This is a genomic window from Streptomyces sp. NPDC047981, from assembly GCF_040653315.1.
In the GTDB taxonomy this organism is placed as follows: Bacteria; Actinomycetota; Actinomycetes; order Streptomycetales; family Streptomycetaceae; genus Streptomyces.
The window spans coordinates 21,800-45,736 of the sequence record NZ_JBEZNQ010000064.1 but is presented as its reverse complement, the minus strand read 5'-3'; the positions used below and the strand labels follow the sequence as shown (position 1 = coordinate 45,736).

The window sequence follows — 23,937 nt, the reverse complement described above, 5'->3', positions numbered from 1 at the left end:
TTCGGGGTCACCACCCAGCTGCTCAGCGAGACGGACAAGGGGTTCAACACCGGCTCCATGCGCGGCAGGCCGACCTGCCCGAGGGTCTCGCGCCTGCCTCCGGGCCGCGTGCCCCGCTCCGCCGCCGCCTGGACCGCAGCCCCGTCGCCTCTGTGAAGCTCGCCTCCGGCTGCGACCGCCGGTGCTCGTTCTGCGCCATCCCGTCCTTCCGCGGCTCCTTCGTCTCGCGTCGGCCCTCCGATGTCCTCAACGAGACGCGCTGGCTCGCCGAGCAGGGGGTGAAGGAGGTCATGCTGGTCTCCGAGAACAACACCTCGTACGGCAAGGACCTTGGCGACATCCGCCTCCTGGAGAGCCTGCTGCCCGAGCTCGCCGCCGTCGACGGCATCGAGCGGATCCGGGTCAGCTACCTCCAGCCCGCCGAGATGCGGCCCGGCCTGATCGACGTCCTGACCTCGACCGAGAAGGTCGCCCCGTACTTCGACCTGTCCTTCCAGCACAGCGCCCCCGACGTGCTGCGGGCCATGCGCCGCTTCGGCGACACCGACCGCTTCCTCGATCTCCTGGAGACCATCCGCGGCAAGGCCCCGCTGGCCGGTGCCCGGTCGAACTTCATCGTCGGCTTCCCCGGCGAGACCGAGGCGGACTTCGCCGAGCTGGAACGCTTCGTCACGCACGCGCGGCTCGACGCCATCGGCGTCTTCGGCTACTCCGACGAGGACGGCACCGAAGCCGCCACGTACGAGCAGAAGCTCGACCAGGAGGTCGTCGACGAGCGGCTCGCCCACCTCTCCCGGCTCGCCGAGGAGCTCACCGCCCAGCGTGCGGAGGAGCGGATCGGAGAGACCCTGGAAGTACTGGTCGAATCGGTCGACGAGGAGGACGGCGTGATCGGCCGCGCGGCGCACCAGGCGCCGGAGACGGACGGCCAGGTCGTCGTCACCGCGGACTCCGCCGCGAGCCTGGAGCTGACTCCTGGCCGTATGGTCGTGGCGAAGGTCGTGGCGACGGAAGGCGTCGACCTGGTGGCCGAGTACTGCGGATCTCTGGGGAGCGACCCCCAGACCCCCGGGAGTTTCGAGGAGGCGGGCAGATGACCGGAGTCCCGGCATCCGCGGCGGGCGGGACCGGTAGGCCCGCGCCCGGCGGCAAGCTGGGCTCCGCGGCGGTCGATCAGGCCAGCCTGTGGAACATCGCCAACATCCTCACCATGGTCCGGCTGGTGCTCGTGCCGGCCTTCGTGGTGCTGCTGCTCCAGGACGGCGGGCACGACCCCGTCTGGCGTGCCTGGGCGTGGGCCGCCTTCGCCGTCGCCATGATCACCGACGTCTTCGACGGCCATCTTGCGCGGACGTACAACCTGGTCACGGACTTCGGGAAGATCGCCGACCCGATCGCCGACAAGGCGATCATGGCGGCCGGTCTCATCTGTCTGTCGTCGCTCGGGGACCTGCCGTGGTGGGTGACGGTCGTGATTCTCGCGCGAGAGCTCGGGATCACGCTGATGCGCTTCTGGGTGATCCGGCACGGGGTGATTCCGGCCAGTCGCGGCGGCAAGATGAAGACCTTGGCGCAGGGCACGGCGGTCGGAATGTACGTGCTGGTGCTGACCGGTCCACTCGCGACGTTGCGCTGGTGGGTGATGGCGGTGGCCGTCGTGCTGACGGTCGTCACCGGTCTGGATTACGTCCGGCAGGCGATCGTGCTGCGACGCAGGGGGCTCGCGGAGGAGCGGGCGGCCCGTCGTTCCGATGGTGCCGCGGGCGGCTCCGCGGGCGCTGTGGGTGGTGCCGCGGCGGCTGCCGAGGCCACCGGGTCCGTTGCGGCTTCCGGAGGCTCCGAGGGTCGTGAGGGTGCCGAGAGCGCCGCGCAGCCCGTGCCGGGGCCGGCGAACGGGCCGACGGCCTCCGGGGCGCCCACGAGCGACGCCCCGACGGCAGGGCCCGCTGCGGGGTCGGCGCGATGAACCGGGCCGCCCGCGTGCTGGAGCTGCTGGCGGAGCGTGGTCAGAGCCTCGCCGCCGCGGAGTCCCTCACGGGCGGTCTGGTGGCCGCGGAGCTCACCTCCGTGCCTGGAGCGTCGAAGGTCTTCCGCGGGTCCGTCACCGCCTACGCCACGGCCCTGAAGAGGGATCTCCTGGGTGTCGACGAGTTCCTGCTCGGTGAGCACGGCGCGGTGGACCCCGAGGTCGCACTGCAGATGGCGGTGGGTGCGCGGGTCAGGCTCGGCGCCGACTGGGGCCTCGCGACGACCGGTGTCGCCGGTCCGGATCCGCAGGACGGCCAGCCCGTCGGCACGGTGTACGTGGCGGTGGCGGGGCCCGTGGGGGCCGGGAAAGTCGTCGCGTTGCGGTTGAACGGCGACCGTGCGGAAATCCGTAGAGAGAGCGTCCGGAGCGTGCTGGACCTGCTCGGCGACGAACTCTCGGGAAATGGGCGGGCACAGGATACGGAACAGAACGGGGGGAATTGATGTTTGCAGCCCTGAGTGAACACGACATCGCTCCCCGCACGGCCGCAGCGCGAGGCGGTACGGTGGGGCGTGAAGGATGCGGCTACGCGGTCCGAGGAGGGAGCCACCGATGATTCTGCTCCGTCGCCTGTTGGGTGACGTGCTGCGTCGGCAGCGCCAGCGCCAGGGCCGTACTCTGCGCGAAGTCTCCTCGTCCGCCCGAGTTTCGCTCGGCTATCTCTCCGAGGTGGAGCGGGGGCAGAAGGAGGCTTCCTCCGAGCTGCTCTCCGCGATCTGCGACGCGCTTGACGTACGGATGTCCGAGCTCATGCGTGAAGTGAGCGACGAGCTGTCGCTGGCCGAACTGGCCGAGTCGGCAGCGGCGAGCGAACCGGTGCCGGCGCCGGTACGCCCGATGCTCAATTCGGTGTCGGTGACGTCGGTGGCAGGTGTGCCCACCGAGCGGGTGACCATCAAGGCGCCCGCAGAAGCGGTGGACGTCGTCGCTGCCTGATCCGAAGTGGGCGAAGCCCCGTCGGTGTCCTTGGTGGACATCGGTCGGGGCTTTCGTCGTTCTTTTGGTGGTTCAGAGGTAATTCTTTGGCATTTTGTGGCTCTGGTCACAGATTGTTCCGAGATGCCCCGACTTTGTGGTTCGTGCATGGTGGGGAGCACGTACGACTGGTTGGAGATTCCGTATGTCTGTCGTCAAGAGCCCCCTGTCCGACGCCGACCTGAAGACGGTCGGCTCCGCTCTGCAGGGTGCGCTGGTCGACCTCGTCGATCTGGCCCTGGTCGCGAAGCAGGTGCACTGGAACGTGGTGGGGCCCCGGTTCCGGTCGATCCATCTGCAGCTCGACGAGGTCGTGCTCACCGCCCGTCAGCACTCCGACATCGTCGCCGAGCGCGCCTCGGCGATCGGCGTGAACCCGGACGGACGAGCCGCGACGGTCGCCTCGACGAGCGCGGTGGGGGCGGTCGAGGTGGCGAACGGCTGGATCAAGGACAAGGACGCGGTGGCGATCCTGGTCCAGGCGCTCGACGCGGTGATCGTGGGGATGCGCGAGCGCATCCAGGAGACCGGTGATCCCGACCCGGTCAGCCAGGACGTACTGATCGGCCTGACGGCCGATCTCGAGAAGCATGCGTGGATGTTCCAGGCGGAGAGCGCCTAGCGTGGCGCCCGCGCTGTGCGGCTCGTGCGCCGGGGCTGCCTCCCGTGCGCCCTCCCGCCGGGTGATACGGCCGGTCTAGCGTCGAGCGCAGGAGGCGGCCATGGTACGGCGACGGGTTGCGCTGGTGACGCTCGGGTGGGTGGCGGGCGGCCTGGCGGCCGGCGGGCTGTGGTGGTGGGCGGTGCTGCGGCTGGTACTGGTTCCCGATCAGGCGGGGCTGGTGGAGGGGGCGGTCGCGGCCGGTGGCTGGGGGCTGAGCCTGCTGCCGGTGCACGTGACGGCGTCCGCCGCCGTGGGCGGCCGGACGCCTGGCCGGACCCGGGCGGGGTCGGCGCGCTCCGGACGGGGCGTGCGGGGCGCGGGGGATGCCGGACGGGGCGTGCGGGGCACGGGGGGTGCCTCGCGGGTCACCACGGCATCGCGACGCCGCCGTTGGGGCGGAGGATCTGACCCGTCGTGAAGGCGGCGGCGTCGGACGCGAGGTGGAGGACCGCGTGCGCGATGTCCTGCGGTTCGCCCACCCGGCCCAGGGGGGAACGACGGGCCATGGCCGCCTCCGCCTGCTCCTGCGCCGCGGGCTCGTGCCGGTCGGTCATGGGGGTACGGATCCAGCCCGGAGCGATCGCGTTGACCCGGATGCCGTGCCGGCCGACCTCGGTGGCCAGCGTCTTGGTCAGCTGGACGACGGCGGCCTTGGTGACGCTGTAGCAGAGCAGGCCGGGGCTCGCGGTGTCCATGGCGCCCGAGGCCATCGTGACGATCGAGCCGCGGGTGCCGGTCGTGATCATCGAGCGGGCCGCCTCCTGGCAGGCGTACAGGACGCCCTTGAAATTGACCGCGAGGACGCGGTCCAGATCCTCGTCGCGGGTCTCCAGGACGGTGCTCGTGTGCATGATCCCGGCGACGGCGACCATCGTGTCGAGCGGGGCAGCGCCGGCGACGGCCGCGGCGAGTGCGCGGCGGTCGGTGACGTCGAGTACGTGGAGGTGTGCGGTGCCGCCGCGCTCGGATACCAGTTTCGCGGTCTCGTGGAGGCCGAGTTCGTCCCGGTCCGCGCAGTGGACCGTGGCGCCCGCCTGGGCCAGGAGCGTGGCGGTGGCGCGGCCGATGCCGCTCGCGGCTCCGGTGACGAAGGCGGTGCGTCCGGTGAAGTCGTACGCCGTGAGGGCCATGACCGGACCGTACGACCGGATCTGACGGTCCGTCAATTGGTGTGGAGTGACTTACCGGGCGCGGCTCGCGGTCAGGCCGAGGGGCCCCGCTGGCAGCCCGGGCACCAGTACGTGACGCGGTCTCCGAGCTCGGCGCGGCGGACGGCGGTGCCGCAGCGCAGGCAGGGGCGGTGCTCGCGGCCGTACACATAGAGGTGCTGTGCGGGGTGGCGGGTCGTGGTGGTGCGCCGGTCCGGGCGGTCCTTGTTCGCCTCCAGGAGGCGGTGCGCGGTGGCGACCAGGCGCTCGGGGATGCCGGGCGGGAGCGCACCGATCGGGAGCCAGGGTGTCACGGCGGCGAGGAACGCCAGCTCGGACTTGTACACGTTGCCGATGCCCGCGAGGTTCCGCTGGTCGAGGAGGGCCTCGCCGAGGGAGCGCTCCGGGTCGGCCGTGAGGCGGCGGACGGCCTCCGCCGGATCCCAGTCCGGGCCGAGCAGGTCCGGGCCCAGGTGGCCGACCACGTCCTGCTCCTCGGCCGTACGGATCAGCTCCAGGACCGGGAGGCGGTAGCCGACGGCGGTGTGCTCGGCATTGGCGAGGATCGCCCGGATCTGATGGGCGGGGCCCCCGCTCCAGCGCTCACCGGTGGCGAACACTCGCCAGGCGCCCTCCATCCGGAGATGGGAATGGAGGGTGAGTCCGCCGTCGATCCGGGCCAGGAGGTGCTTGCCGCGTGGCGTCACGTCCAGGACGGGGCGTCCGGTGAGGTCGGCGGTGGCGAAGCGGGGCACCCGCAGATCGGACCGGGTCAGCACGCGGCCGGCCAGCGCCGCGTGCAGGCGGTGGGCGGTCTGCCAGACCGTGTCTCCTTCGGGCATGGCTCCATGATGGGCCTCCTGCGGGCGCCGATCCACGATGGGCCTTCCACGGGCGTCGCTCCCCGATCGGACTTCCTCAGGAGTCGCCTTCTTCAGGAGTCGCTCCACGATGGGCCTTCTACGGGCGAAGGCGCAGTCCTCTCGGGGTGGCGTGGAAACCGGCGGTCTCGAGCGCGCGGGCGAGGGGCGAGGTGAGGGCCGTGGCTCCGTTGACCCGCTCCACCGTGACCGTCCCGAGCGAGCCCGCCAGCGCGGCCGCCGCCAAGGCCTCGGCCGCGGCTCTGAGCGCCGGGTCCTCGGGATCGTCCGGCCAGCACAGCAGGGACTTGCCGCCGCGCTCCATGTAGAGCGTCAGCTCACCGTCGACCAGGACCACCATGGAGCCCGCCTTCCGGCCGGGCTTGTGACCGGCGCCGCTCGGCGGCTCGGGCCAGGGCAGTGCCGCTCCGTACGCGTTGGCCGGGTCGGCGGCGGCAAGGACCACCGCGCGCGGACCCGCGCCGGCCTCCACACCGCGGTCCCGGGCCGTCGCCGCCGCGCGGAGCCGGTCCACGGCCCCGTCCATGGCGAACTGGGCGGCGCCGAGGCCCTCCACCACATAGCCGCGGCGGGCCTGCCCACTGTCCTCGAAGGCGGACAGGATGCGGTACGTCGCGGAGAAACCGCCCTCGACCCCCTCGGCGGCGACGGCGCCCCGGGTGACCACACCGTGGCGATCGAGCAGGGTGCGGGCGAGCGCGTGGGCGCGGTGGGTCGGTTCCGGTTCGGCGGGCGGGAGCAGCGACCAGCGTCCGCTGACGGTGGGCGGACCCGTCCGGGACGCGGGCCGGGCGGCGGCGGTGAGCGTGCCGTAACGGCCGCGTGGGACGGTCCGCTTGGCGCGGTGGGCCGTCGACCCCGCCGTGCGGCCCGAGCCGAGGAGGGAGCGCAGCGGGGCGAGCGTGTCGTTGGTGAGCCGGCCCGACCAGGCCAGGTCCCAGAGGGCGTCGGCCAGTTGGGGGTCGGTGGCGTCCGGGTGGGTGGTGGCCCTGACCTGGTCGGCGATCTGGCGGAAGAAGAGGCCGTAGCCGCCGGACAGGGTGGTGAGCACCGACTCGTGGAGCGCGGTCTGCTCCAGCGGGTGCGGAGGTGAGAGCAACAGGGGGGCCGCGTCCGCGAGATAGAGGGAGATCCAGCCGTCCTTGCCGGGGAGGGCTCCCGCCCCGGCCCAGACGACCTCGCCGGTCGTGGTCAGCTCGTCGAGGAGAGCGGGGGAGTAGTCCCTGACCCGGGACGGCAGGATGAGCTTCTCCAGGGCCGAGGCCGGTACGGGCGCTCCCTGCAGCTGCTCGACGGCGCGGGCGAGGCCGTCGATCCCGCGCAGGCCGTTGCTTCCCAGGTGCTGCCACTGCGGGAGGAAGGTGGCGAGCGCGGCCGGGGGGACGGGCTCCAGTTCGTGCCGGAGCGCGGCGAGCGAGCGGCGGCGCAGGCGGCGCAGCACGGCCGCGTCGCACCACTCCTGGCCGATCCCGGAGGGGTGGAACTCGCCCTGGACGACCCGGCCCGCGGCGGCCAGCCGCTGCAGGGCGCCCTCGGTGACGGCGGGGCCCAGGCCGAAGCGTGTGGCAGCCTCGGAGGAGGTGAAGGGGCCGTGGGTGCGGGCGTGGCGGGCCAGGAGGTCGCCCAGAGGGTCCTTGACCGGCTCCGTGAACGCCTCGGGCACGCCCACCGGGAGGGCCGTGCCGAGGGCGTCCCGCAGTCGGCCGGCGTCCTCGATCGCGGCCCAGTGCTCCGTGCCCGCGATCCGGACCCTGATCGCGCGGCGTGCCGCGCCCAGCTCGTGGACCCAGCCGGGCTCGCCGCCCCGCGCGGTCAACTCGGCCTCGGTGAGCGGGCCGAGGACGCGCAGCGCGTCGGCCACTCCCTCGGCGTCCTTGATCCGGCGGTCCTCGGTGAGCCACTGGAGCTCCCGCTCCAGCTCCGTCAGCACGTCGGCGTCGAGCAGCTCGCGCAGCTCGGCCCGGCCGAGCAGCTCCGCGAGGAGGCGGGAGTCCAGGGAGAGGGCGGCGGCCCGCCGCTCGGCGAGCGGGGAGTCTCCCTCGTACAGGAACTGGGCGACGTAACCGAAGAGGAGGGAGCGGGCGAAGGGGGACGGCTCGGGGGTCGTCACCTCGACGAGCCGGACGCGACGGGACTCGATGTCCCCCATGAGCTCTTCGAGCCCGGGGACGTCGAAGACGTCCTGGAGGCACTCGCGGACCGCCTCCAGGACGATCGGGAACGAACCGAACTCGCTCGCCACCTGGAGCAGTTGGGCGGCGCGCTGACGCTGCTGCCAGAGCGGGGTGCGCTTGCCCGGATTGCGCTTGGGCAGCAGCAGGGCGCGTGCGGCGCACTCGCGGAAGCGGGAGGCGAACAGGGCCGATCCGCCGACCTGGTCGGTGACGATCTGGTTGATCTCGCCCTTGTCGAACAGGGCGTCCGCCGCGCCGATCGGGGCCTGGTCCGCGTCGAACGTCGTGTCCAGGTGCCGTCCGGGGTCGACCGGCTCCTGGTCCAGGAGGTCGAGGCCCATCAGATCGGCGTCCGGCAGCCGGAGCACGATGCCGTCGTCGGCGTGCATCACCTGCGCGTCCATGCCGTACCGCTCGGCGAGCCTGGCCCCCAGGGCCAGCGCCCAGGGGGCGTGCACCTGGGCCCCGAAGGGGGAGTGGATGACGACCCGCCAGTCGCCCAGCTCGTCCCGGAACCGCTCGACGAGGATCGTCCGGTCGTCCGGCACGTGGCCGCAGGCCTGGCGCTGCTCGGTGAGGTACGCGAGCACGTTGTCGGCGGCCCAGGCGTCCAGGCCCGCGGCGACGAGGCGCAGCCGGGCGTCCTCGGTCTCAAGGGAGCCGACCTCGCGCAGGAACGCGCCCACCGCGCGGCCCAGTTCGAGCGGGCGGCCCAGCTGGTCGCCCTTCCAGAACGGCAGCCGGCCGGGCACCCCGGGGGCGGGGGAGACCAGGACCCGGTCGCGGGTGATGTCCTCGATCCGCCAGGAGGTCGTGCCCAGCGTGAAGACGTCCCCGACCCGGGACTCGTACACCATCTCCTCGTCCAGCTCGCCGACCCGTCCGCCGCCCTTCTTGGGGTCGGAACCGGCGAGGAAGACCCCGAAGAGGCCCCGGTCGGGGATGGTGCCGCCGGAGGTGACGGCGAGCCGCTGCGCGCCCGGGCGGCCGGTGACCGTGCCGGCGACCCTGTCCCAGACCACGCGCGGGCGCAGTTCGGCGAAGGCGTCCGAGGGATAGCGTCCGGCCAGCATGTCGAGCACGGCCGTGAACGCCGACTCGGGCAGCGAGGCGAACGGAGCGGCCCTGCGGACCGCCGCCAGCAGGTCGTCCACCTGCCAGGTGTCCAGGGCGACCATCGCCACGAGCTGCTGCGCGAGGACGTCCAGCGGGTTCGAGGGGATGCGCATGGACTCGATGGAGCCGCTGCGCATCCGCTCGGTCACCACGGCCGCCTGCACCAGATCGCCCCGGTACTTCGGGAACACCACGCCCGTCGACACGGCGCCGACCTGGTGTCCCGCACGCCCCACCCGCTGGAGGCCCGAGGCGACCGACGGCGGCGACTCGACCTGCACGACGAGGTCGACCGCGCCCATGTCGATGCCCAGCTCCAGGCTGGAGGTGGCCACCACGGCGGGCAGCCGGCCCGCCTTCAGGTCCTCCTCGACCTGCGCCCGCTGCTCCTTGGAGACCGAGCCGTGGTGCGCGCGGGCGAGGAGCGCGGGCGCGCCCTGCGCGGCCCCCGACTGCGCCATGATCTCGGCCGGTGGCCGGCCGTCGTCGGGCAGCGGCTCGCCCATGGCGCGCTCGTACGCGATCTCGTTGAGCCGGTTGCACAGCCGCTCGGCCAGCCGGCGCGAGTTGGCGAAGACGATCGTGGAACGGTGGGCCTGGACGAGATCGGCGATGCGCTCCTCGACATGCGGCCAGATCGAGGGCTTGTCGCCGCCGTCGGTGCCCTCGGAGGCGGGGGAGCCTCCCAGCTCCCCCATGTCCTCGACCGGGACGACGACGGAGAGGTCGAACTCCTTGCCGGACGGCGGCTGGACGATCTCCACCTTGCGCTGCGGGGAGAGATAGCGGGCGACCTCGTCCACCGGGCGGACCGTCGCCGACAGGCCGATCCGGCGGGCCGGGCGCGGCAACAGCTCGTCGAGCCGCTCCAGGGAGAGCGCGAGGTGCGCGCCGCGCTTCGTCCCGGCGACCGCGTGGACCTCGTCCAGGATGACCGTCTCGATCCCGGCGAGCGCGTCCCGCGTGGCGGAGGTCAGCATCAGGAAGAGCGACTCGGGGGTCGTGATCAGGATGTCCGGCGGCTTCGTGGCGAGCGCGCGGCGCTCGGCGGGCGGGGTGTCACCGGAGCGGATGCCGACCTTGACGTCCGGCTCGGGCAGGCCGAGGCGGACCGACTCCTGGCGGATACCGGTCAGCGGGGACCGAAGATTGCGCTCGACGTCGACGGCCAGGGCCTTCAGCGGCGAGACGTACAGGACGCGGCAGCGCTTCTTGGGGTCCGCCGGCGGCGGGGCGGACGCCAGGCGGTCCAAGGAGGCCAGGAAGGCGGCGAGGGTCTTGCCCGAGCCCGTCGGGGCGACGACGAGCACGTCCGAGCCCGCGCCGATGGCCTGCCAGGCACCCTCCTGCGCCGCCGTGGGCGCGTGGAAGGCCCCGGTGAACCAACCACGGGTCGCGGGGGAGAACGAGTCGAGCGCGGACCTGACCATGCCCCCCATCGTGCACCCAGCCACTGACAACCGCCCGGACCTGGGGATATCCGGTTCGTGGCACGGACGTCCCGTGGCGCAGAATGGGGACATGGCGACTGGCGAACGCGCACGGTACTGGCGGTACGCGGAGCTGCCCGGCGTCGACCTGCTGCACGCCCACTACGTGCGCAAGGCCTTCGCCCGGCACACGCACGAGACCTTCGTCTTCGCCGCGATCACCGACGGCGTCGAGGCCTTCCACTACCGCGACGACCTGGTGCACGCCGGGCCGGGACAGATCGCCCTGGTCAACCCCGACACCCCGCACACCGGGCACGCGGGCGTGCCCGAGGGGTGGACGTACCGCACGATCTACCCCGACGCCGCGCTGATCCGGTCGATCGCCGCCGACACGATCGCGCTCCGCGGCGACGTCGGGTTCACCGCCCCGGTCGTGGACGATCCGTACGCCGCCCAGCTCGTCATCGGCGTCCACCGCGCCGCCGAGGAGGGCAACGCGCTGGCCGCCGACAGCCTGCTGCGCCTGGTGACGGCGAGGATGCTGCGCAGTCACGGCGGCCGGATCGCGCCGCTCGCGCCCCGCTCGGCGGGCGCCCGGAACGCGGCACGCGCGCGTGCCGTCCTGGAGGAGCGGATGACCGAACCGCCGACCCTGGAGCGCCTCGCCGCCGACCTCGGCACCAGCCCGTTCGCCCTGTTGCGGGCCTTCCGCGACGCGTACGGGATGCCGCCGCACACCTGGCTCACCGACGCGCGCGTGCGGCGGGCCCGGCGGCTCCTGGACACCGGGACGGCACCCGCGGAGACGGCCGTCGCGGTCGGCTTCACCGACCAGTCGCATCTCAGCCGGCACTTCGCACGGAGCGTGGGGGTGCCGCCCGGCGCGTACCAGCGCTCGCGGGCGGCGTAGCCAGGAGGAGGGCGAGGGTCCCGACCACGGATGCCAGGCGCCCGAGCGGGGAGGCCGGGCGCCCGAGCGGGGAGGCCAGGCGCCCGAGCGGGGAGGCCGGGCGCCCGAGCGCGGGGACCAGGGCGCAAGAACGTACAAGACCGCGCGCGGGCACCCCCCGTACCGTCGCTGACGTGGCAGAACAGACAGCACCCCCAGTCATACGGGAGTCGACCAAGGCGGACTCGGCGGTCGTGCGCGACGCGCTCGGTGTCGGGATCGCCGTCGGCCTCTCCGGCTTCGCCTTCGGCGTCACCTCCGCCGGGTCCGGGCTCACCCTGCTCCAGACCTGCGCGCTCAGCCTGCTCGTCTTCACCGGCGCCTCGCAGTTCGCGCTGGTGGGAGCGCTGGCGGCCGGCGGGAACCCCTTCACGGCCGCGGCCGGCGCCTTCTTCCTCGGCACCCGTAACGCCTTCTACGGGCTGCGGCTGTCCCAGCTGCTCGCGCTGCCCCGCCCCGTCAGGCCCTTCGCCGCGCAATGGGTCATCGACGAGACGGCCGCCGTGGCGCTGGCCCAGCCGACGAGGCGGGCCGCGCGGATCGGGTTCACCGTCACCGGACTCACGCTGTACGTCCTGTGGAACCTGACCACGCTTCTCGGCGCCCTCGGCGCGGAGGCGATCGGCGACACCAAGGCCTGGGGTCTGGACGCGGCGGGACCCGCCGTCTTCCTCGCCCTCCTCGCGCCCATGCTGAAGACCGCGACGGAGCGGTACACGGCCGGTCTGGCGGTCGTGCTCGGCCTCGGACTGCTGCCCGTGCTGCCCGCCGGCGTCCCGGTCCTGGCGGCGGCGCTGGCCGCGCCCGCGGTGCTGTGGCTGCGGGGCCGCCGCCTGACGTTCGAGAGCGCCGACGGCGAGAGCGCCGACGGCGAGGGTTCCAAGGCCGAGGGCGCCAAGGCCGAGGCCGCGAAGGACAAGGAGGACGACCGATGACCGTCTGGATCGCGATCGGCCTCACGGTCGTCGGCTGCTACCTGGTCAAGCTGCTCGGGCTCCTGGTGCCCGCGGGCGCTCTGGAACGACCGCTCGTCCAGCGTCTCGCCGCCCTGCTCCCGGTCGCCCTGCTCGCGGCGCTGACCGCCCAGCAGACCTTCGGGGAGGGCTCGGGGGTCGTCCTGGACGCCCGCGCGGCCGGTGTGGCCGCGGCGGCCGTCGCCCTGGTCCTGCGCGCCCCCTTCCTGGTCGTCGTCGGCGCGGCCGTGGTCGTCACCGCGGGGGTACGGGCCCTGGGCGGGTAGCGGGCTCACCCGACCCGGGCCACCGCCTCAGTGCGCCACCGGCACCCCGACCGGTGGCGTCTCCGGCACCCCCAGCCGTCGCGCGTCGCGCTCAGGGCGGAGGAAGGCGGTGGTCGCCGCCCCGGCCACGGCCAGGAGGGCCGCGGTGAACAGCCAGCCGCTCTCGTAGCCCTGGGCCGTCGTCGCGGCGGCGTCCACGATGCCGCCGAGGACCAGCGGCGCGAGGACACCGCCCAGCGCGAAGACGCCGACCACCGCGCCCAGCACCACTCCGCGCTGGGACGGCGGGGTGATCCTGGCGCAGGCCGTCTGGCCGACCGTCATCATCACCAGCGCCAGTGCCATCGGGCCGAACATCATCGGCACCCGCAGCCAGTCGGCGTCGGCCGTCGCGAAGACGGTCACTGCCGCCGCCGACAGCAGGAGCAGCACGCCCGCGCCGGCCCCCGCGGGCAGCAGGCCCCGGCGACCTCGGCGGGCCGCCCGCTGCGCCAGGAGGCCGTGGACGAGCAGGACGACGCCGTTGGCGATCGCCCCCGCGCCCACCATGAGGCCCACCCGGTGCGCGTCCCAGCCGAGGACCGTCTCCAGATAGTCCGGCAGCCAGGTCAGCTTCGAGCTCATCAGCCAGTACGCGGCGAAGGAGCCGGCGCAGGCGGTCAGGAACGTACCGCTCAGCAGGATCCGCCGCAGCGGGACCTCGCCGTCCCGCGCGGTCCCGTCTCCTACGGTCCCCACCGGCGGCGCCAGCGGCCCCTCGGAGCCGTACCGCCGCCACACCGCCGCCCAGACGAGCCCGATCAGACCGACCGCGCCGAACGCCCAGCGCCAGCCCCACGCGGAGATCACCGCGGACAGGGCGGGCGCCGCGACCGCCACTCCGGCCGCCGCCCCCACCATCAGGACCGCCGTCGGCAGCGTCCGGTCCCGCTGGCCGAACCAGCCGTGCAGATGGTGGACGGCGACCGGCGCCGCGGGCCCCTCCGCCGCGCCCAGCAGGATCCGGGTGGCCACCAGGGTGCCGAAACCGGCCGCGGTCCACACCATCGGCAGTTGCGCCGCCGACCACAGCAGCGCCATCGCCAGGAGCAACAGCGGCGTCCGGATCCTCCGGGTGAGCGCCGAGACCGCGAGCGCCGACACCGAGAAGAGGGCGAAGAAGGCCGCCTGCGCCATCCCGAACTCCTGCCGGGAGATGCCGAACTCGCGCATGATGCCCGGGCCCGCGAGCCCCAGGACCGCCTTGTCCGCGAAGTTGACCAGCATGAAGCAGAGCAGGAGCCAGGTCGTCGCCCAGGGACCCGTCGTGCTCGTGCTCCGCCCCACCGCCCTGCTCAGCAGCACGGGTCCGCGCCGTCGGGCGTAGCGGCGGACGGCGACGACCCACCGGCGGACGGGCCGGACTCCTGGACCACCCCGACACTGATCGCGCCGCCCGCCCGCGCCCGTCCCTCGGCCGAGCGGGTCAGCTCGGTGGTGACGTCCGTCCCCTCGGCGACCGCCGCCGACTCCGCGGCCGCCCAGTGGAACACCCCGCGCGCCATGGTCGAGGTCTCCCGCTCCGCACGCGTCGCGTAGACCTCGGCGCGCACCCGGGCCACCTCGACGTCCTCGGGCGCGGCCAGGGCCGCCGTCTCCGCGAGATGGGAGGCGAGCCGCAGCTCGCCCTCGGCGAGGAGCCGGGACGCGCGTCGTGCCAGAACGAGCGCTCCACCGGCGGCCGCCGCGAGTTCGGCGGCCACCGCCGCCTCCGGCGCGGGCTTGAGGTGCGCGGGGTTCTGGTCGTACCAACCACCCCAGAGCCGCCACAGGTTCCGTACGACGAACTCCGGCTCGTCGTAGGCGGGACGGAGGTACGGCTTCGCGAGCAGCTCCTGGGGGGCCTTGACGCCGTGGATCACCGCGTCCAGGCGGAGCCCCGCGTTCATCAGGTCCCTGGTCTGCGCGCACAGCGATTCGAGCAGGCTCGCGGTGTCGTCCAGGGCCTGCGCCACCCGGTCCGCGCCGACGATCGGGATGCCGTGGCCCGGGAGCAGCACCTCGGCGCCCAGTCCGGCCATCGCCCGCAGGGCCCGCGCCCACTCCTCCGGGTAGCGCTGGGCCTTCTGCGGGTTGCCCGCGTTGGGGGAGTTCCAGATGAAGAGATCACCGGTGCAGAGGGTCCGCACCTCGGGGACCCACACATAGGTGTGGTCGTCGGTCTCCCCGCGCGCGTGGAACAGCTCGAACGTCAACCTGCCGTGACGGACGGTCATCCGGTCGCGGTAGGTGGTGTCCGGGTGGCGGTACTCGGTGGGCCACTCCAGGGACGGTACGCCGAACTGCCTGCGGTTGATCCAGGTGTTGTAGCCGGAGGTCTCGACGTACCGGTCGAAGCGGGCGGCGACGGCCTCGTGCGCGATGACCTCGGGGCGTACGGGCTCCTGGTCGAAAGGGCCTACCCCGAAGACATGGTCGACATGGCCGTGGGTGTAGACGACCGCCCTGACGGGGTCGGGGCTGAACGCGCGGACGGCCGTGTGCAGGAGACCGGCCGTCCGTATGTCGCCCGAGTCCACGAGGACGAGGCCGGCGCCCGTGTCGAAGGCGGCGACGTTCGCGAACGCGGGGAAGAAGCCGACCCCCTCGCGGACCGTGAACAGCCTCTCCGAGGTGAAGGCGCCCGTGACATGCGCCAGCAGCGTGTCCTCGCCCCGCCAGACCCGGTCGATGTACGTCGGATAGTCGAGCGCGCCAGGGTTGTGCTCGGTCATATCGGGGGCTCCTTCGGTGCGGGTGCGGCGGAACGCCTGGCCACCGAGTTTCGGCCCGTCGACGGAGCTACGACACCCGGCCGCGTCACACCCTCCGGGCGCCGGTACTGTGACCCGTCACAGTCGGGAGGTGGCGTGATGGCCGAGGTGTCCGAAGCGGCGCGGGCGCTCGCCCAGCGCTGCGAGCCGAGGGTCAACGAACTGGCCCGGCGCATGGCCCGCGAATCCTTCGAACGGATCCCCGGGTACGCAGGTCTGCCCAACGAGATGAAGGACCTGGAGATCGCCGCGACCGTACGGCACGGTGTGCGGCTCTTCCTCCGGCAGGCCCTCGACCCGGACGCGGCCGCCACCCCGGGCGCCGGGCGGCTGTTCCGCGAGAGGGCCGCCCAGCGGGCCGAGGAAGGCATGCCGCTGCATCTTCTGCTGCGCACCCACGCCCTCGGGATGTACGTGCTGTGGCAGGCCCTCCGCGAGGCGGCCGAACCCGGCGACGAGGCGGCGCTCGTCGAGCTGGCCGACCTGCTCCTCGCGTCCCACGACGAGATCGTCGGCGCCGTCGCCGAGACCTACCTCGACGAGCGCTCCGCCCTGGAGGCCGAGCAGCGCGCCCAGCGCCGCTCGCTCGTACGCGGTCTCCTCGACGGCACCTCGCCACCCGGCCCCGGCCTGCTGGAGCGGCTCGGCATCGACGGGCCCTGTCTGGTCCTGGCCCTGGGCGCGGACGGAGTACCGCCCGAGGAGGACGTCGCCGTGCGCCGGCGGCTCCGCCGGATCCAGACCGCCCTCGACCACTCCTTCGGAGTGGAGGTGCCCGCCCTGCTCGACGCGGGGACGGATCTGGGACGGGCCATCGCACCCGGTGGCGGAGAGCCGCCCGAGGATCTCACCGCGCGCCTCGCGCGCGCCGCCGGTTCGCCCCTGCGGGTCGCCGCGGTCCCCGCGGCGACGCCGGCCGACGTACCCGAGGCGGCCCGCACCGCGGGGGAGATCCTGCGGGTGGCACGCGCGTGTGGACTGCCGCCCGGGCTCCACCGGCTCGACGACGTCCTGCTGGAGTACCACCTCTCCCGGCCGGGAGAGAGCGGGCGCCGTATCGCCGCCCTCCTCGACCCGGTCGCCGACCGCCCCGAGCTGCTGGAGACCCTTCGGGTCCACCTCGCCGGGGGCCAGGACCGCCGCGCGACCGCGGTCGCCCTCGGCCTGCACCCCAACACCGTCGACAACCGCCTGGCCAAGATCGCCGAGCGCACCGGCATCGACCTGGCCACCCCGCGCGGCACGGCCACGGCCCTCGCGGCGCTGCTGCTGCGCGAGTCCCCGGACGACTCCGGCTGAGCAGGGCCGCCGCACCGCGTGGGAGGGCGCCCGGCGTCAGTCGATCGGGCGGCCGTGGGCGCGCAGCGTCCGCAGCGCCTCGATCGTCACGATCGGCCGCGCCTCCAGCGCCGTCCCCGGTGCCCATCGGCGCCAGGTGACCGGCCAGCCGCCGTCCTCCTGCTGGGCCGAGGCCAGGTGGTCGAGCGAGCGGGCCATCTCCTCCTCCGTGAACCAGCGCCGGGCGAGCGAGTCCGGCACGCGCGCGTAGTCGTACGGGAAGTGGTGCTCCTCCGGCGCGTACCCCGGTGCCACGGGGAACTCGTCGAGCCGCTCCGGATCCAGGACCGCAAGGCGTTGCTCGCGCACCAGCCTCCCCAGCCGGTCGGCGACGGCCTGGGCCCGCGACCGGTCCGGGACGCCGTCCAGGAAGGCGACGGCGGCCTCGATCTCGTACGGGTGCGACTTCTCCAGCGACTCGACCGCCGACCAGCAGAACTCGGTCGCCCGGAACAGCCAGGCGTGCCACACCTGGTTGCGGTGGAGCAGGCCGACCACGGGGCCGGTGGTGAGCAGCGCGCTGGGCGGATCGTCGACGATCGGCACGAACGGCGCCGCGGGGTAGCCGCGCTGGGACGGGTGGACGGCGGGCAGCGCCCCGTCGTGGGTGGAGACCTCGGTGAGGTACCGGCAGATCCGCTCGATCCGCAGCCCGCCGCAGCGGCCGACGGAGTCCAGGACCCGCAGGGCGTGCCCGGTGTGCAGCGGCTGGCTGACCGGGCCGCGCAGATCCGGTTCGAGGGCGTGGCCGTAGCCGCCGTCCTCGTTGAGGTAGGCCGAGAGCGCCACCTCGACCGGTTCCGCGCCACCGCGCAGGAAGTGGTAGGCGAACCGGCGCTGTTCGAGCACACGGGCCGTCAGCCAGACGAAGTTTTCGGCACGCGCGCGTGGAGCGGTGTGCGGAGCCACGGGAGGAGTTCCAGCCATGGTCCGACCGTAGGGCGCCGGGGACGTGTGACAAGGGTTACCGACCGGGCTGCACTCTTGGGGGCGGGATACTGGATTCATGCGGTTGACGATTTTCTGGGAGCGGATGGCGGACCACTTCGGTGGCTCCTACGCCGAGTCCTTCGCACGGGACCATGTGATGTCCGAACTGGGCGGCCGTACGGTGCACGAGGCACTGGACGCCGGGTGGGAGGCGAAGGACGTGTGGCGGGCGGTCTGCGCCGCCATGGACGTCCCGGCCGACAGACGCTGACCGAGACCGGTGTCACGCCGGGGACGGAATGTCGGCGCGGTGCGCGAGACTGGCGGGGTGGCTCCGACTGACGACACCGACGCGACCGGCAACGAGACCGGCAAGACGACCGCCGACGGAACCCTCGACCAGGCCGTGACCGGGCGAACCCCGGAGGCACGGCCGGAGGGGCGATCGCGCGTGGGCAGAGTGCCCGGGGCGACGCCCGACGCCGCCCCCCTGCACGGCGAGCCGGCGCCCGCGAGCCCGGCGGCGGGAGCGGCCGCGTCCGGCTCCGTGCCGGCCCCGACCCGGGGCGCGATCCCGAGCCCGGCGAGCGGGCCCGAGACCTCCCCGGCCGGAGCCGGGGCCGGCGCCGGTGGGCCGGGTTCCGGAATGCGGGCCGGGCCCGCCGCCCGGATGCCCCGCTGGCTGCCCCGGGCCATGGTCCTCGCCCTCGCGCTCTACGCCTGCTTCCAACTGGGCAGCTGGGCGTTCCACCAGCTCATCGGGCTGCTCGTCAACATCGTCGTCGCGTTCTTCCTGGCCCTCGCCATCGAGCCCGCCGTCGGCAGGATGGCCGCCCGGGGCATGCGGCGAGGACTCGCCACGTTCCTCGTCTTCCTCGCCGTGCTCGTCTTCGGTGTGGGCTTCGTCGTCCTGCTCGGCTCGATGCTCGCGGGCCAGATCGTCGACATGGTCGAGAACTTCCCCAAGTACCTCGACTCACTGATCAACTGGATCAACCAGACGTTCCACACCGAGCTGTCCCGCGTCGAGGTCCAGGACAGTCTCCTGCGCTCCGACTGGCTCCAGAAGTACGTGCAGAACAGCGCCAGCGGCGTCCTCGACGTCTCGGCCACCGTCCTCGGCGGCCTGTTCAAGCTGCTGACGATCTTCCTGTTCTCGTTCTACTTCGCCGCCGACGGGCCCCGGCTGCGCCGCGCGCTCTGCTCCGTCCTGCCCCCGGCCCGGCAGACCGAGGTCCTGCGGGCCTGGGAGATCGCCGTCGACAAGACCGGCGGCTATCTGTACTCCCGCGGCCTGATGGCCCTGATCTCCGGCGTCGCGCACTTCATCCTGCTGGAGATCCTCGGCGTCCCCTACGCGCCGGCGCTCGCGGTCTGGGTGGGCCTCGTCTCGCAGTTCATCCCCACCATCGGTACGTACCTGGCGGGCGCGCTGCCCATGCTGATCGCGTTCACCGAGGACCCCTGGTACGCGCTGTGGGTGCTGACGTTCGTCGTGGTCTACCAGCAGTTCGAGAACTACGTCCTCCAGCCGAAGCTGACGTCCAAGACGGTGGACATCCACCCGGCGGTCGCGTTCGGCTCCGTGATCGCCGGTACGGCCCTGCTCGGCGCGGTCGGTGCCCTGATCGCGATCCCGGCAGTCGCCACCCTCCAGGCCTTCCTGGGCGCCTACGTGAAGCGGTACGACGTGACCGACGACCCGCGCGTGCACGGCCACCGGCGCTACGGGGAGGCCGTCGTGGCCCGGCTCCAGAAGGCGCTGCACCACAAGAAGGATCAGGGGCAGGCCCCGTCCGACGAGGACGGCGCCCGCCCCTGAGCGGCGGTTCGACCGGACGTCAGGCGCGTTCCAGCCGGACCTTCGGCAGGATCCGAGCCAGCGGGGCCGGGAGCCACCACGCGCGCCGGCCCAGCAGCTGCATCACGGCGGGCACGATCAGACAGCGGATCACCAACGCGTCCAGCAGGATCGCCACCGCGAGGCCGAGCCCGAACTGCTGGAGCATCCGGTCGGGGCTGAGGACGAAGGCGGAGAACACCACGATCATGATCGCCGCGGCGGCCGTGATGACCTTCCCGGTCGCCGCGAGGCCCTCCCGTACCGCCCCTTCCGGGTCCTGGGTGCGCTCCCACTCCTCGTGGATCCGGGACAGCAGGAAGACCTCGTAGTCCATCGAGAGACCGAAGACGATCGCGAAGATCATCACCGGGATGAACGCCTCGACCGGGCCAGGCTCCACCCCGAACCAGCCGTGCTGGAAGACCAGGGTGATCACCCCGAGGGCCGCTCCGATGCTCACCAGATTGAGCAGCGCCGCCTTGACCGGGATCAGTACGGACCGGAAGACGAGGAGCAGCAGGAGCATGGAGAGGCCGACGACGACGGCCACGAAGAGCGGCATCCGGTCGGCGACCGTGGCGGCGAAGTCCTCGGTCGCCGCCGTCGGTCCGCCGACCAGCAGGTCGGCGCCGGTCGCCCGCTCCACCGGCGGCAGGACGTCCGAGCGGAGCCGGTCGACGAGCTCCGAGGTCGCCTCGGCCTGGGGCGCCGACTCGGGGAAGGCGATGACGGTCGAGACGGCCGCGTCCCGTGTCGGGATCGGCGCGGTCGCCGCCGCGATGCCGTCGGTGTTCTGCAGGGCCTGACGCAGCGCGGCCCCGGCCTGGTCGCCGCCGCCGTCCGCGACCACGATCAGAGGCCCGTTGAAACCGGGCCCGAAGCCCTCGGCCAGCAGGTCGTACGCCTGCCTGCTGGACTTCGCCGGGGCGTCGTTGCCTGCGTCGGCGAAGCCGAGCCGCAGGTCGAGCGCGGGCGCGGCGAGCGCGCCCAGGGCCACCGCGGAGACCAGCAGCGCCGTCCACGGCCGCTTCTGCACGGCCGTCGCCAGGGCCCGCCACCGGGCGCCCTCCGGCCGGGTCGCCTTCGCGGCCCGCCGGGCGACCTGCCGCTGGATACGCCGCCCGAAGAGGGCGAGCAGCGCCGGGAGCAGGGTGAGCGAGGCGGCCATCGTGACGAGGACGGTCAGGGCGACGGCGAGCGCCACGCCCTGCAGCGAGCCGAGGCCCAGCACGACGAGCCCCATCAGCGCGATGATCACCGTGCAGCCCGCGAAGAAGACCGTGCGCCCGGCCGCGTCGAGCGCGGTCCTGGCCGCCTGCTCGGGCTCGGCGCCGTGCAGCAGTTCGGCGCGGTGCCGGGAGAAGATCAGCAGCGCGTAGTCGATGCCGACCCCGAGGCCGACCAGCATCATGATCGGCGGGGTGAAGTCCGCGACGTTCGCTACGTGCGAGGCGAGCGCGATGAGCCCGATGGAGCTGCCGACCGCGAAGAGCGCGGTGACCACGGGCAGGCTCGCCGCGACGAGGGAGCCGAACAGGAAGACCAGGATCACGAGGGCGCCCAGCATGCCGGCGCCCTCGGCCGGACCGCCGCCGCCCTCCTCGGCGCCGCGCGCCGCCTCTCCGCCGACGGCGGCGGTCAGTCCGTCGCCCTGGGCCGCCCGCACGGTGTCGATGATCTTCAGGACCTCCTCGCGGTCGGCGTTCTCCGCGGTCCCGTCGAGGGTGACGGTGGCGTAGGCGACGGCGCCGTCGGCGGAGACCGCCGCCCTCTCCTCGTACGGGCTGCGGACGTCCGTCACGCCGGGGAGCTTCTCGACCGTCTCGAGCAGCCCCTCCACGCGCGCGTGGACGGTCTTCTCCCGGACGCCCCGCTCGTCCTTGACGACGATCTGGAGGGTGGCGTCCGTGGCCTGCCCGGAGCCGTGCCGCTCCAGGACGGTCCTGGCCGCCTGCGCATCCGTGCCGGGCAGCGAGAAGTCGTTGTGGTACGCGCTCCCGACGGCCGTCGACGCGCCGGTCGCGGCGGCGACCACCACGATCCACAGCAGCACCGCGGACCAGCGGTGGCGGTACGAGAAGCCGGCCAGGCGCTCGAAGACGCTGCCCCGCCGCGCGTTCGGCGGAGGCGACGGCAGCGGTGGTGCGGTGTCCCGCGTGGTGGTCATGATCGTTTCCCTTCTGGGAGTCGCAGGTAGGTCCGGGAGTCTCGGTACGTCCGGGAGTCACAGGTACGAGGGACGGGTCACCCGGTGCCGGAAGGTGCGCCAGGTCCACACCTGGGCGGCCACGAGGAACGGGGTGACGACGAGCAGGGCGGGCACGAGCAGGGCGAGCGTGGCGCCGTCGGCGGCCCGCTCGGTCAGCGGGAGGGCGCTCCCGGCGAGCAGCGGCAGGGCCCCGAGGAGGGCCGCGGTGAGCGCGAAGGACTGCCACCTTCCGGTGCGCCCCACCAGCAGTCGGGCGCGTTCGTACGGCAGCCCCGTCAGCCGGAGCGTGGCGAAGCCGAGCCCGTGCGCGGCGAACAGAGCCGCCGTGGCGAGCGCGACGAGCACCGCGGTCGCGCCGTCGGCCCGCTCGTACGGCGAACCGGTCAGCGGCGCGGCCAGCAGCCACCCCCAGGACAGCGCGACCGTCCAGCTGCCGCACACCACGGCGCCGTCGCAGGCCGCCCGCCAGCGTCGGCCCGGTCCCCGGCCGCGCGACCACAGCCCGATGTCACGGACGATCCAGCCGCCCAGCAGGGGCACGAGGACCGCGAACTGGCCGGACAGCAGCTCCCCTTCGAGGTCGGGGAAGCAGCCGACGAGCACGCCCGCCGTGGCGATCAGCCACACCTCGTTGCCCAGGAAGAAGGGCGCGAAGGAGGCGATGACGAGCCGGCGTTCGTGGTCGGAGCGCCCGAGGTACGGGCTGAGCATCCCGGTTCCGATGTCCGCGCCCGCGAGCACGAAGTAGCCGGTGGCGAAGAAGGCGAGCAGGACGATGGCGAGGGTTTCCACGGCCGGGCTCCTCAGTAGCTCGTGGCGGGCAGGGAGTCGGCGGGGTCCTCGGGGCCGCCGTCGGGCCCGTCTCCGGACGTGGTGTCGGGCCCGTCGCCGGATCCGCCCCGGTCGTCGTGGCCGAGGCCCTCGTCGACCGGGCCCCGGCGGGCGGTGCGGGCGAGCAGCCAGGCGTTGAGGACGGCGAGCAGCCCGAAGAGGCTGGTGAAGACGATCAGCGAGGCGCGCATGGCGCCGGGGGAGAGGTCGGAGACCGCGTCCTCGGTCTTGAGCAGGCCGTACACGACCCAGGGCTGGCGGCCGGCCTCGCGGAACACCCAGCCGCTGATCATCGCGAGGTACGGCAGCGGCACGGCGGCCATGAGGGCCAGATGCCAGAGCCGGAAGCGGAGGACGACCTTCTTGAAGCAGGCCAGGATCACGCCGGCGAAGGTGAAGTACATCATCAGGGCGAAGCAGATGAGCATGATGAGACCGCCGCCGCGGGTCCACGCCTCGGAGGGGACGTAGTCCCCGGGGCCGAACCGGGCGACCATGTCCGCCTGGATCCGCGCGATCTCGGATGTCTTCTGGCCGAACACGGCCGACTTCATGGGCTGGAAGGTGCTCAGCGCGGCGAACTGGATGCCGCCGAAGACGGCCGTGACCATCAGCGCGGGGAAGGAGAGGAACACCCCGATCCGCAGGCTCCGGCCGAAGAACTCCCACTCGGGCGTCCGCCGGAACAGGTGGTACGCGCTGACCCCGGCCACGAAGAAGCCGGCCGTGAGCAGCGCCCCCGCGAGGATGTGCCCGAAGGCGAGCAGCGCCGAGGGGTTGGTCAGGACGGCGACCGGGTCGTCCAGGACGAGCGTGTCGCCGCCCTCGGCCACCCGGTACCCGACCGGGTGGTTGAGGAAGCCGTTGGAGACGAGGATCCAGTACGCCGAGAGGTACGCGGTCAGGGTGACGACCCAGATCATCGCCAGATGGACCCACCGGTAGCCCCTCTTTCCAGGGGAAACCCCCGGACCCCCGAGCTGCCAGCCGAAGATCCACAACCCGAGGAAGGTCGACTCGACGAAGAACGCGACGATCGTCTCGACCGCGAGCGAGGCGCCGAAGACATTGCCCGCGTAGTGCGTCAGGCCGCTCCAGCTCATGCCGAACTGGAACTCCATCACGATGCCGGTGACGATCCCGACCGCGTAGTTGATCACGTACAGCTGGCCCCAGTAGCGGACCATGCGCGCGTGCAGGGGCTTCCGCCCGATCGTCGCCACCGTCTGGAGGACCGCGACCACCGTCGCGAGCCCCAGCGTCAGTGCGACGAAGAGGAAGTGGCCGCCCGCCGTGAGGGCGAACTGGAGCCGGGCGAGATCGAGGACGTCTGGGTTCACGCCGTCAGCGTCGGCGTACGGCTACGGCGCCCGCGTCGCCCCGCG

20 protein-coding genes and 1 pseudogene are annotated in these 23,937 nt (G+C 73.3%); 12 read left to right on the top strand and 9 right to left on the bottom strand.

Annotated elements, in window-relative coordinates:
* Nucleotides 1–68 precede the first annotated feature (68 nt).
* The 6 genes and pseudogenes from AB0E14_RS29710 to AB0E14_RS29685 all read left to right on the top strand — a co-directional run.
* Nucleotides 69–1,097, top strand: a pseudogene (locus AB0E14_RS29710) (MiaB/RimO family radical SAM methylthiotransferase); the annotation flags it as partial.
* Complete coding sequence (pgsA, locus tag AB0E14_RS29705; RefSeq protein ID WP_362424864.1) at nt 1,094–1,966, top strand: CDP-diacylglycerol--glycerol-3-phosphate 3-phosphatidyltransferase; 873 nt, start codon at nt 1,094–1,096, stop codon at nt 1,964–1,966. The pseudogene AB0E14_RS29710 and the gene pgsA, both read left to right, overlap by 4 nt.
* The gene (locus AB0E14_RS29700; RefSeq protein WP_362424861.1) at nt 1,963–2,472 is read left to right on the top strand and encodes a CinA family protein; all 510 of its coding nucleotides are present in this window, start codon (nt 1,963–1,965) and stop codon (nt 2,470–2,472) included. The genes pgsA and AB0E14_RS29700 overlap by 4 nt, the downstream gene beginning before the upstream one ends.
* A 109-nt stretch (nt 2,473–2,581) precedes the next feature.
* Nucleotides 2,582–2,965 carry a helix-turn-helix transcriptional regulator gene (locus AB0E14_RS29695; protein WP_019889909.1) on the top strand — a complete coding sequence of 128 codons (384 nt, stop codon included), beginning with the start codon at nt 2,582–2,584 and terminating at the stop codon, nt 2,963–2,965.
* Between the two features lie 184 nt (nt 2,966–3,149).
* Nucleotides 3,150–3,626 carry a DNA starvation/stationary phase protection protein gene (locus AB0E14_RS29690; protein ID WP_362424858.1) on the top strand — a complete coding sequence of 159 codons (477 nt, stop codon included), beginning with the start codon at nt 3,150–3,152 and terminating at the stop codon, nt 3,624–3,626.
* 100 nt (nt 3,627–3,726) lie between these two features.
* Nucleotides 3,727–4,086, top strand: coding sequence for a hypothetical protein (locus tag AB0E14_RS29685; RefSeq protein WP_362424855.1), 360 nt, complete (start codon nt 3,727–3,729; stop codon nt 4,084–4,086).
* On the opposite strand, the gene AB0E14_RS29680 is transcribed toward AB0E14_RS29685, so the two are convergent.
* From AB0E14_RS29680 to AB0E14_RS29670, 3 genes are all read right to left on the bottom strand, one after another.
* Entirely contained in the window at nt 4,034–4,798 is a 765-nt protein-coding gene (locus AB0E14_RS29680; protein ID WP_362424852.1) for an SDR family NAD(P)-dependent oxidoreductase, read from the bottom strand. The two genes, AB0E14_RS29685 and AB0E14_RS29680, sit on opposite strands and share 53 nt — an antisense overlap.
* 71 nt (nt 4,799–4,869) lie before the next feature.
* Nucleotides 4,870–5,658, bottom strand: coding sequence for a DNA-formamidopyrimidine glycosylase family protein (locus tag AB0E14_RS29675; protein WP_362424849.1), 789 nt, complete (start codon nt 5,656–5,658; stop codon nt 4,870–4,872).
* Nucleotides 5,659–5,776: 118 nt separating this feature from the next.
* Nucleotides 5,777–10,417, bottom strand: coding sequence for an ATP-dependent helicase (locus AB0E14_RS29670; protein ID WP_362424846.1), 4,641 nt, complete (start codon nt 10,415–10,417; stop codon nt 5,777–5,779).
* A 91-nt stretch (nt 10,418–10,508) separates the two neighbouring features.
* On the opposite strand from AB0E14_RS29670, the gene AB0E14_RS29665 reads away from it, so the two are divergent.
* The 3 genes from AB0E14_RS29665 (at nt 10,509) to AB0E14_RS29655 (ending at nt 12,609) form a co-directional block, all read left to right on the top strand.
* Nucleotides 10,509–11,330 (top strand): AraC family transcriptional regulator, encoded by an 822-nt coding sequence (locus AB0E14_RS29665; protein ID WP_362424843.1) that lies wholly within the window; start codon nt 10,509–10,511, stop codon nt 11,328–11,330.
* A 173-nt stretch (nt 11,331–11,503) separates the two neighbouring features.
* Nucleotides 11,504–12,304 carry an AzlC family ABC transporter permease gene (locus tag AB0E14_RS29660; protein WP_362424840.1) on the top strand — a complete coding sequence of 267 codons (801 nt, stop codon included), beginning with the start codon at nt 11,504–11,506 and terminating at the stop codon, nt 12,302–12,304.
* On the top strand, nt 12,301–12,609 hold the full coding sequence (locus tag AB0E14_RS29655) for an AzlD domain-containing protein (protein WP_362424837.1): 309 nt from the start codon (nt 12,301–12,303) through the stop codon (nt 12,607–12,609). Before AB0E14_RS29660 ends, AB0E14_RS29655 begins: the two co-directional genes overlap by 4 nt.
* A gap of 27 nt (nt 12,610–12,636) precedes the next feature.
* Here AB0E14_RS29655 and AB0E14_RS29650 read toward each other — a convergent pair whose 3' ends face one another.
* A complete protein-coding gene (locus AB0E14_RS29650; protein ID WP_362424834.1) occupies nt 12,637–13,953 on the bottom strand; it encodes an MFS transporter in 1,317 nt (438 codons plus the stop codon).
* Entirely contained in the window at nt 13,944–15,362 is a 1,419-nt protein-coding gene (locus tag AB0E14_RS29645) for an alkyl sulfatase dimerization domain-containing protein (RefSeq protein ID WP_362424831.1), read from the bottom strand. The genes AB0E14_RS29650 and AB0E14_RS29645 overlap by 10 nt, the downstream gene beginning before the upstream one ends.
* Before the next feature lie 138 nt (nt 15,363–15,500).
* Here AB0E14_RS29645 and AB0E14_RS29640 point away from each other — a divergent pair, with 138 nt between their 5' ends.
* Complete coding sequence (locus AB0E14_RS29640) at nt 15,501–16,700, top strand: helix-turn-helix domain-containing protein (protein ID WP_362424828.1); 1,200 nt, start codon at nt 15,501–15,503, stop codon at nt 16,698–16,700.
* 36 nt (nt 16,701–16,736) lie between these two features.
* On the opposite strand, the gene AB0E14_RS29635 is transcribed toward AB0E14_RS29640, so the two are convergent.
* Nucleotides 16,737–17,666, bottom strand: a complete 930-nt coding sequence (locus AB0E14_RS29635) for a hypothetical protein (RefSeq protein WP_362424825.1) — start codon at nt 17,664–17,666, stop codon at nt 16,737–16,739.
* 79 nt (nt 17,667–17,745) lie between these two features.
* Between AB0E14_RS29635 and AB0E14_RS29630 the strand changes: the two genes are divergently transcribed.
* The gene (locus tag AB0E14_RS29630) at nt 17,746–17,940 is read left to right on the top strand and encodes a DUF3046 domain-containing protein (RefSeq protein WP_361966227.1); all 195 of its coding nucleotides are present in this window, start codon (nt 17,746–17,748) and stop codon (nt 17,938–17,940) included.
* 399 nt (nt 17,941–18,339) lie between these two features.
* Nucleotides 18,340–19,491: an AI-2E family transporter gene (locus AB0E14_RS29625; RefSeq protein ID WP_362424877.1), complete on the top strand. Its 1,152-nt coding sequence runs from the start codon at nt 18,340–18,342 to the stop codon at nt 19,489–19,491.
* Between the two features lie 19 nt (nt 19,492–19,510).
* On the opposite strand, the gene AB0E14_RS29620 is transcribed toward AB0E14_RS29625, so the two are convergent.
* Genes AB0E14_RS29620 through AB0E14_RS29610 form a run of 3 tightly spaced genes read right to left on the bottom strand, consistent with a single transcriptional unit; the run spans nt 19,511 to nt 23,892 of the window.
* Nucleotides 19,511–21,679 carry an MMPL family transporter gene (locus tag AB0E14_RS29620; protein ID WP_362424821.1) on the bottom strand — a complete coding sequence of 723 codons (2,169 nt, stop codon included), beginning with the start codon at nt 21,677–21,679 and terminating at the stop codon, nt 19,511–19,513.
* A 57-nt stretch (nt 21,680–21,736) separates the two neighbouring features.
* Nucleotides 21,737–22,513, bottom strand: a complete 777-nt coding sequence (locus AB0E14_RS29615; RefSeq protein WP_362424818.1) for a cytochrome d ubiquinol oxidase subunit II — start codon at nt 22,511–22,513, stop codon at nt 21,737–21,739.
* Between the two features lie 11 nt (nt 22,514–22,524).
* On the bottom strand, nt 22,525–23,892 hold the full coding sequence (locus AB0E14_RS29610; RefSeq protein WP_362424815.1) for a cytochrome ubiquinol oxidase subunit I: 1,368 nt from the start codon (nt 23,890–23,892) through the stop codon (nt 22,525–22,527).
* Nucleotides 23,893–23,937: the final 45 nt, after the last annotated feature.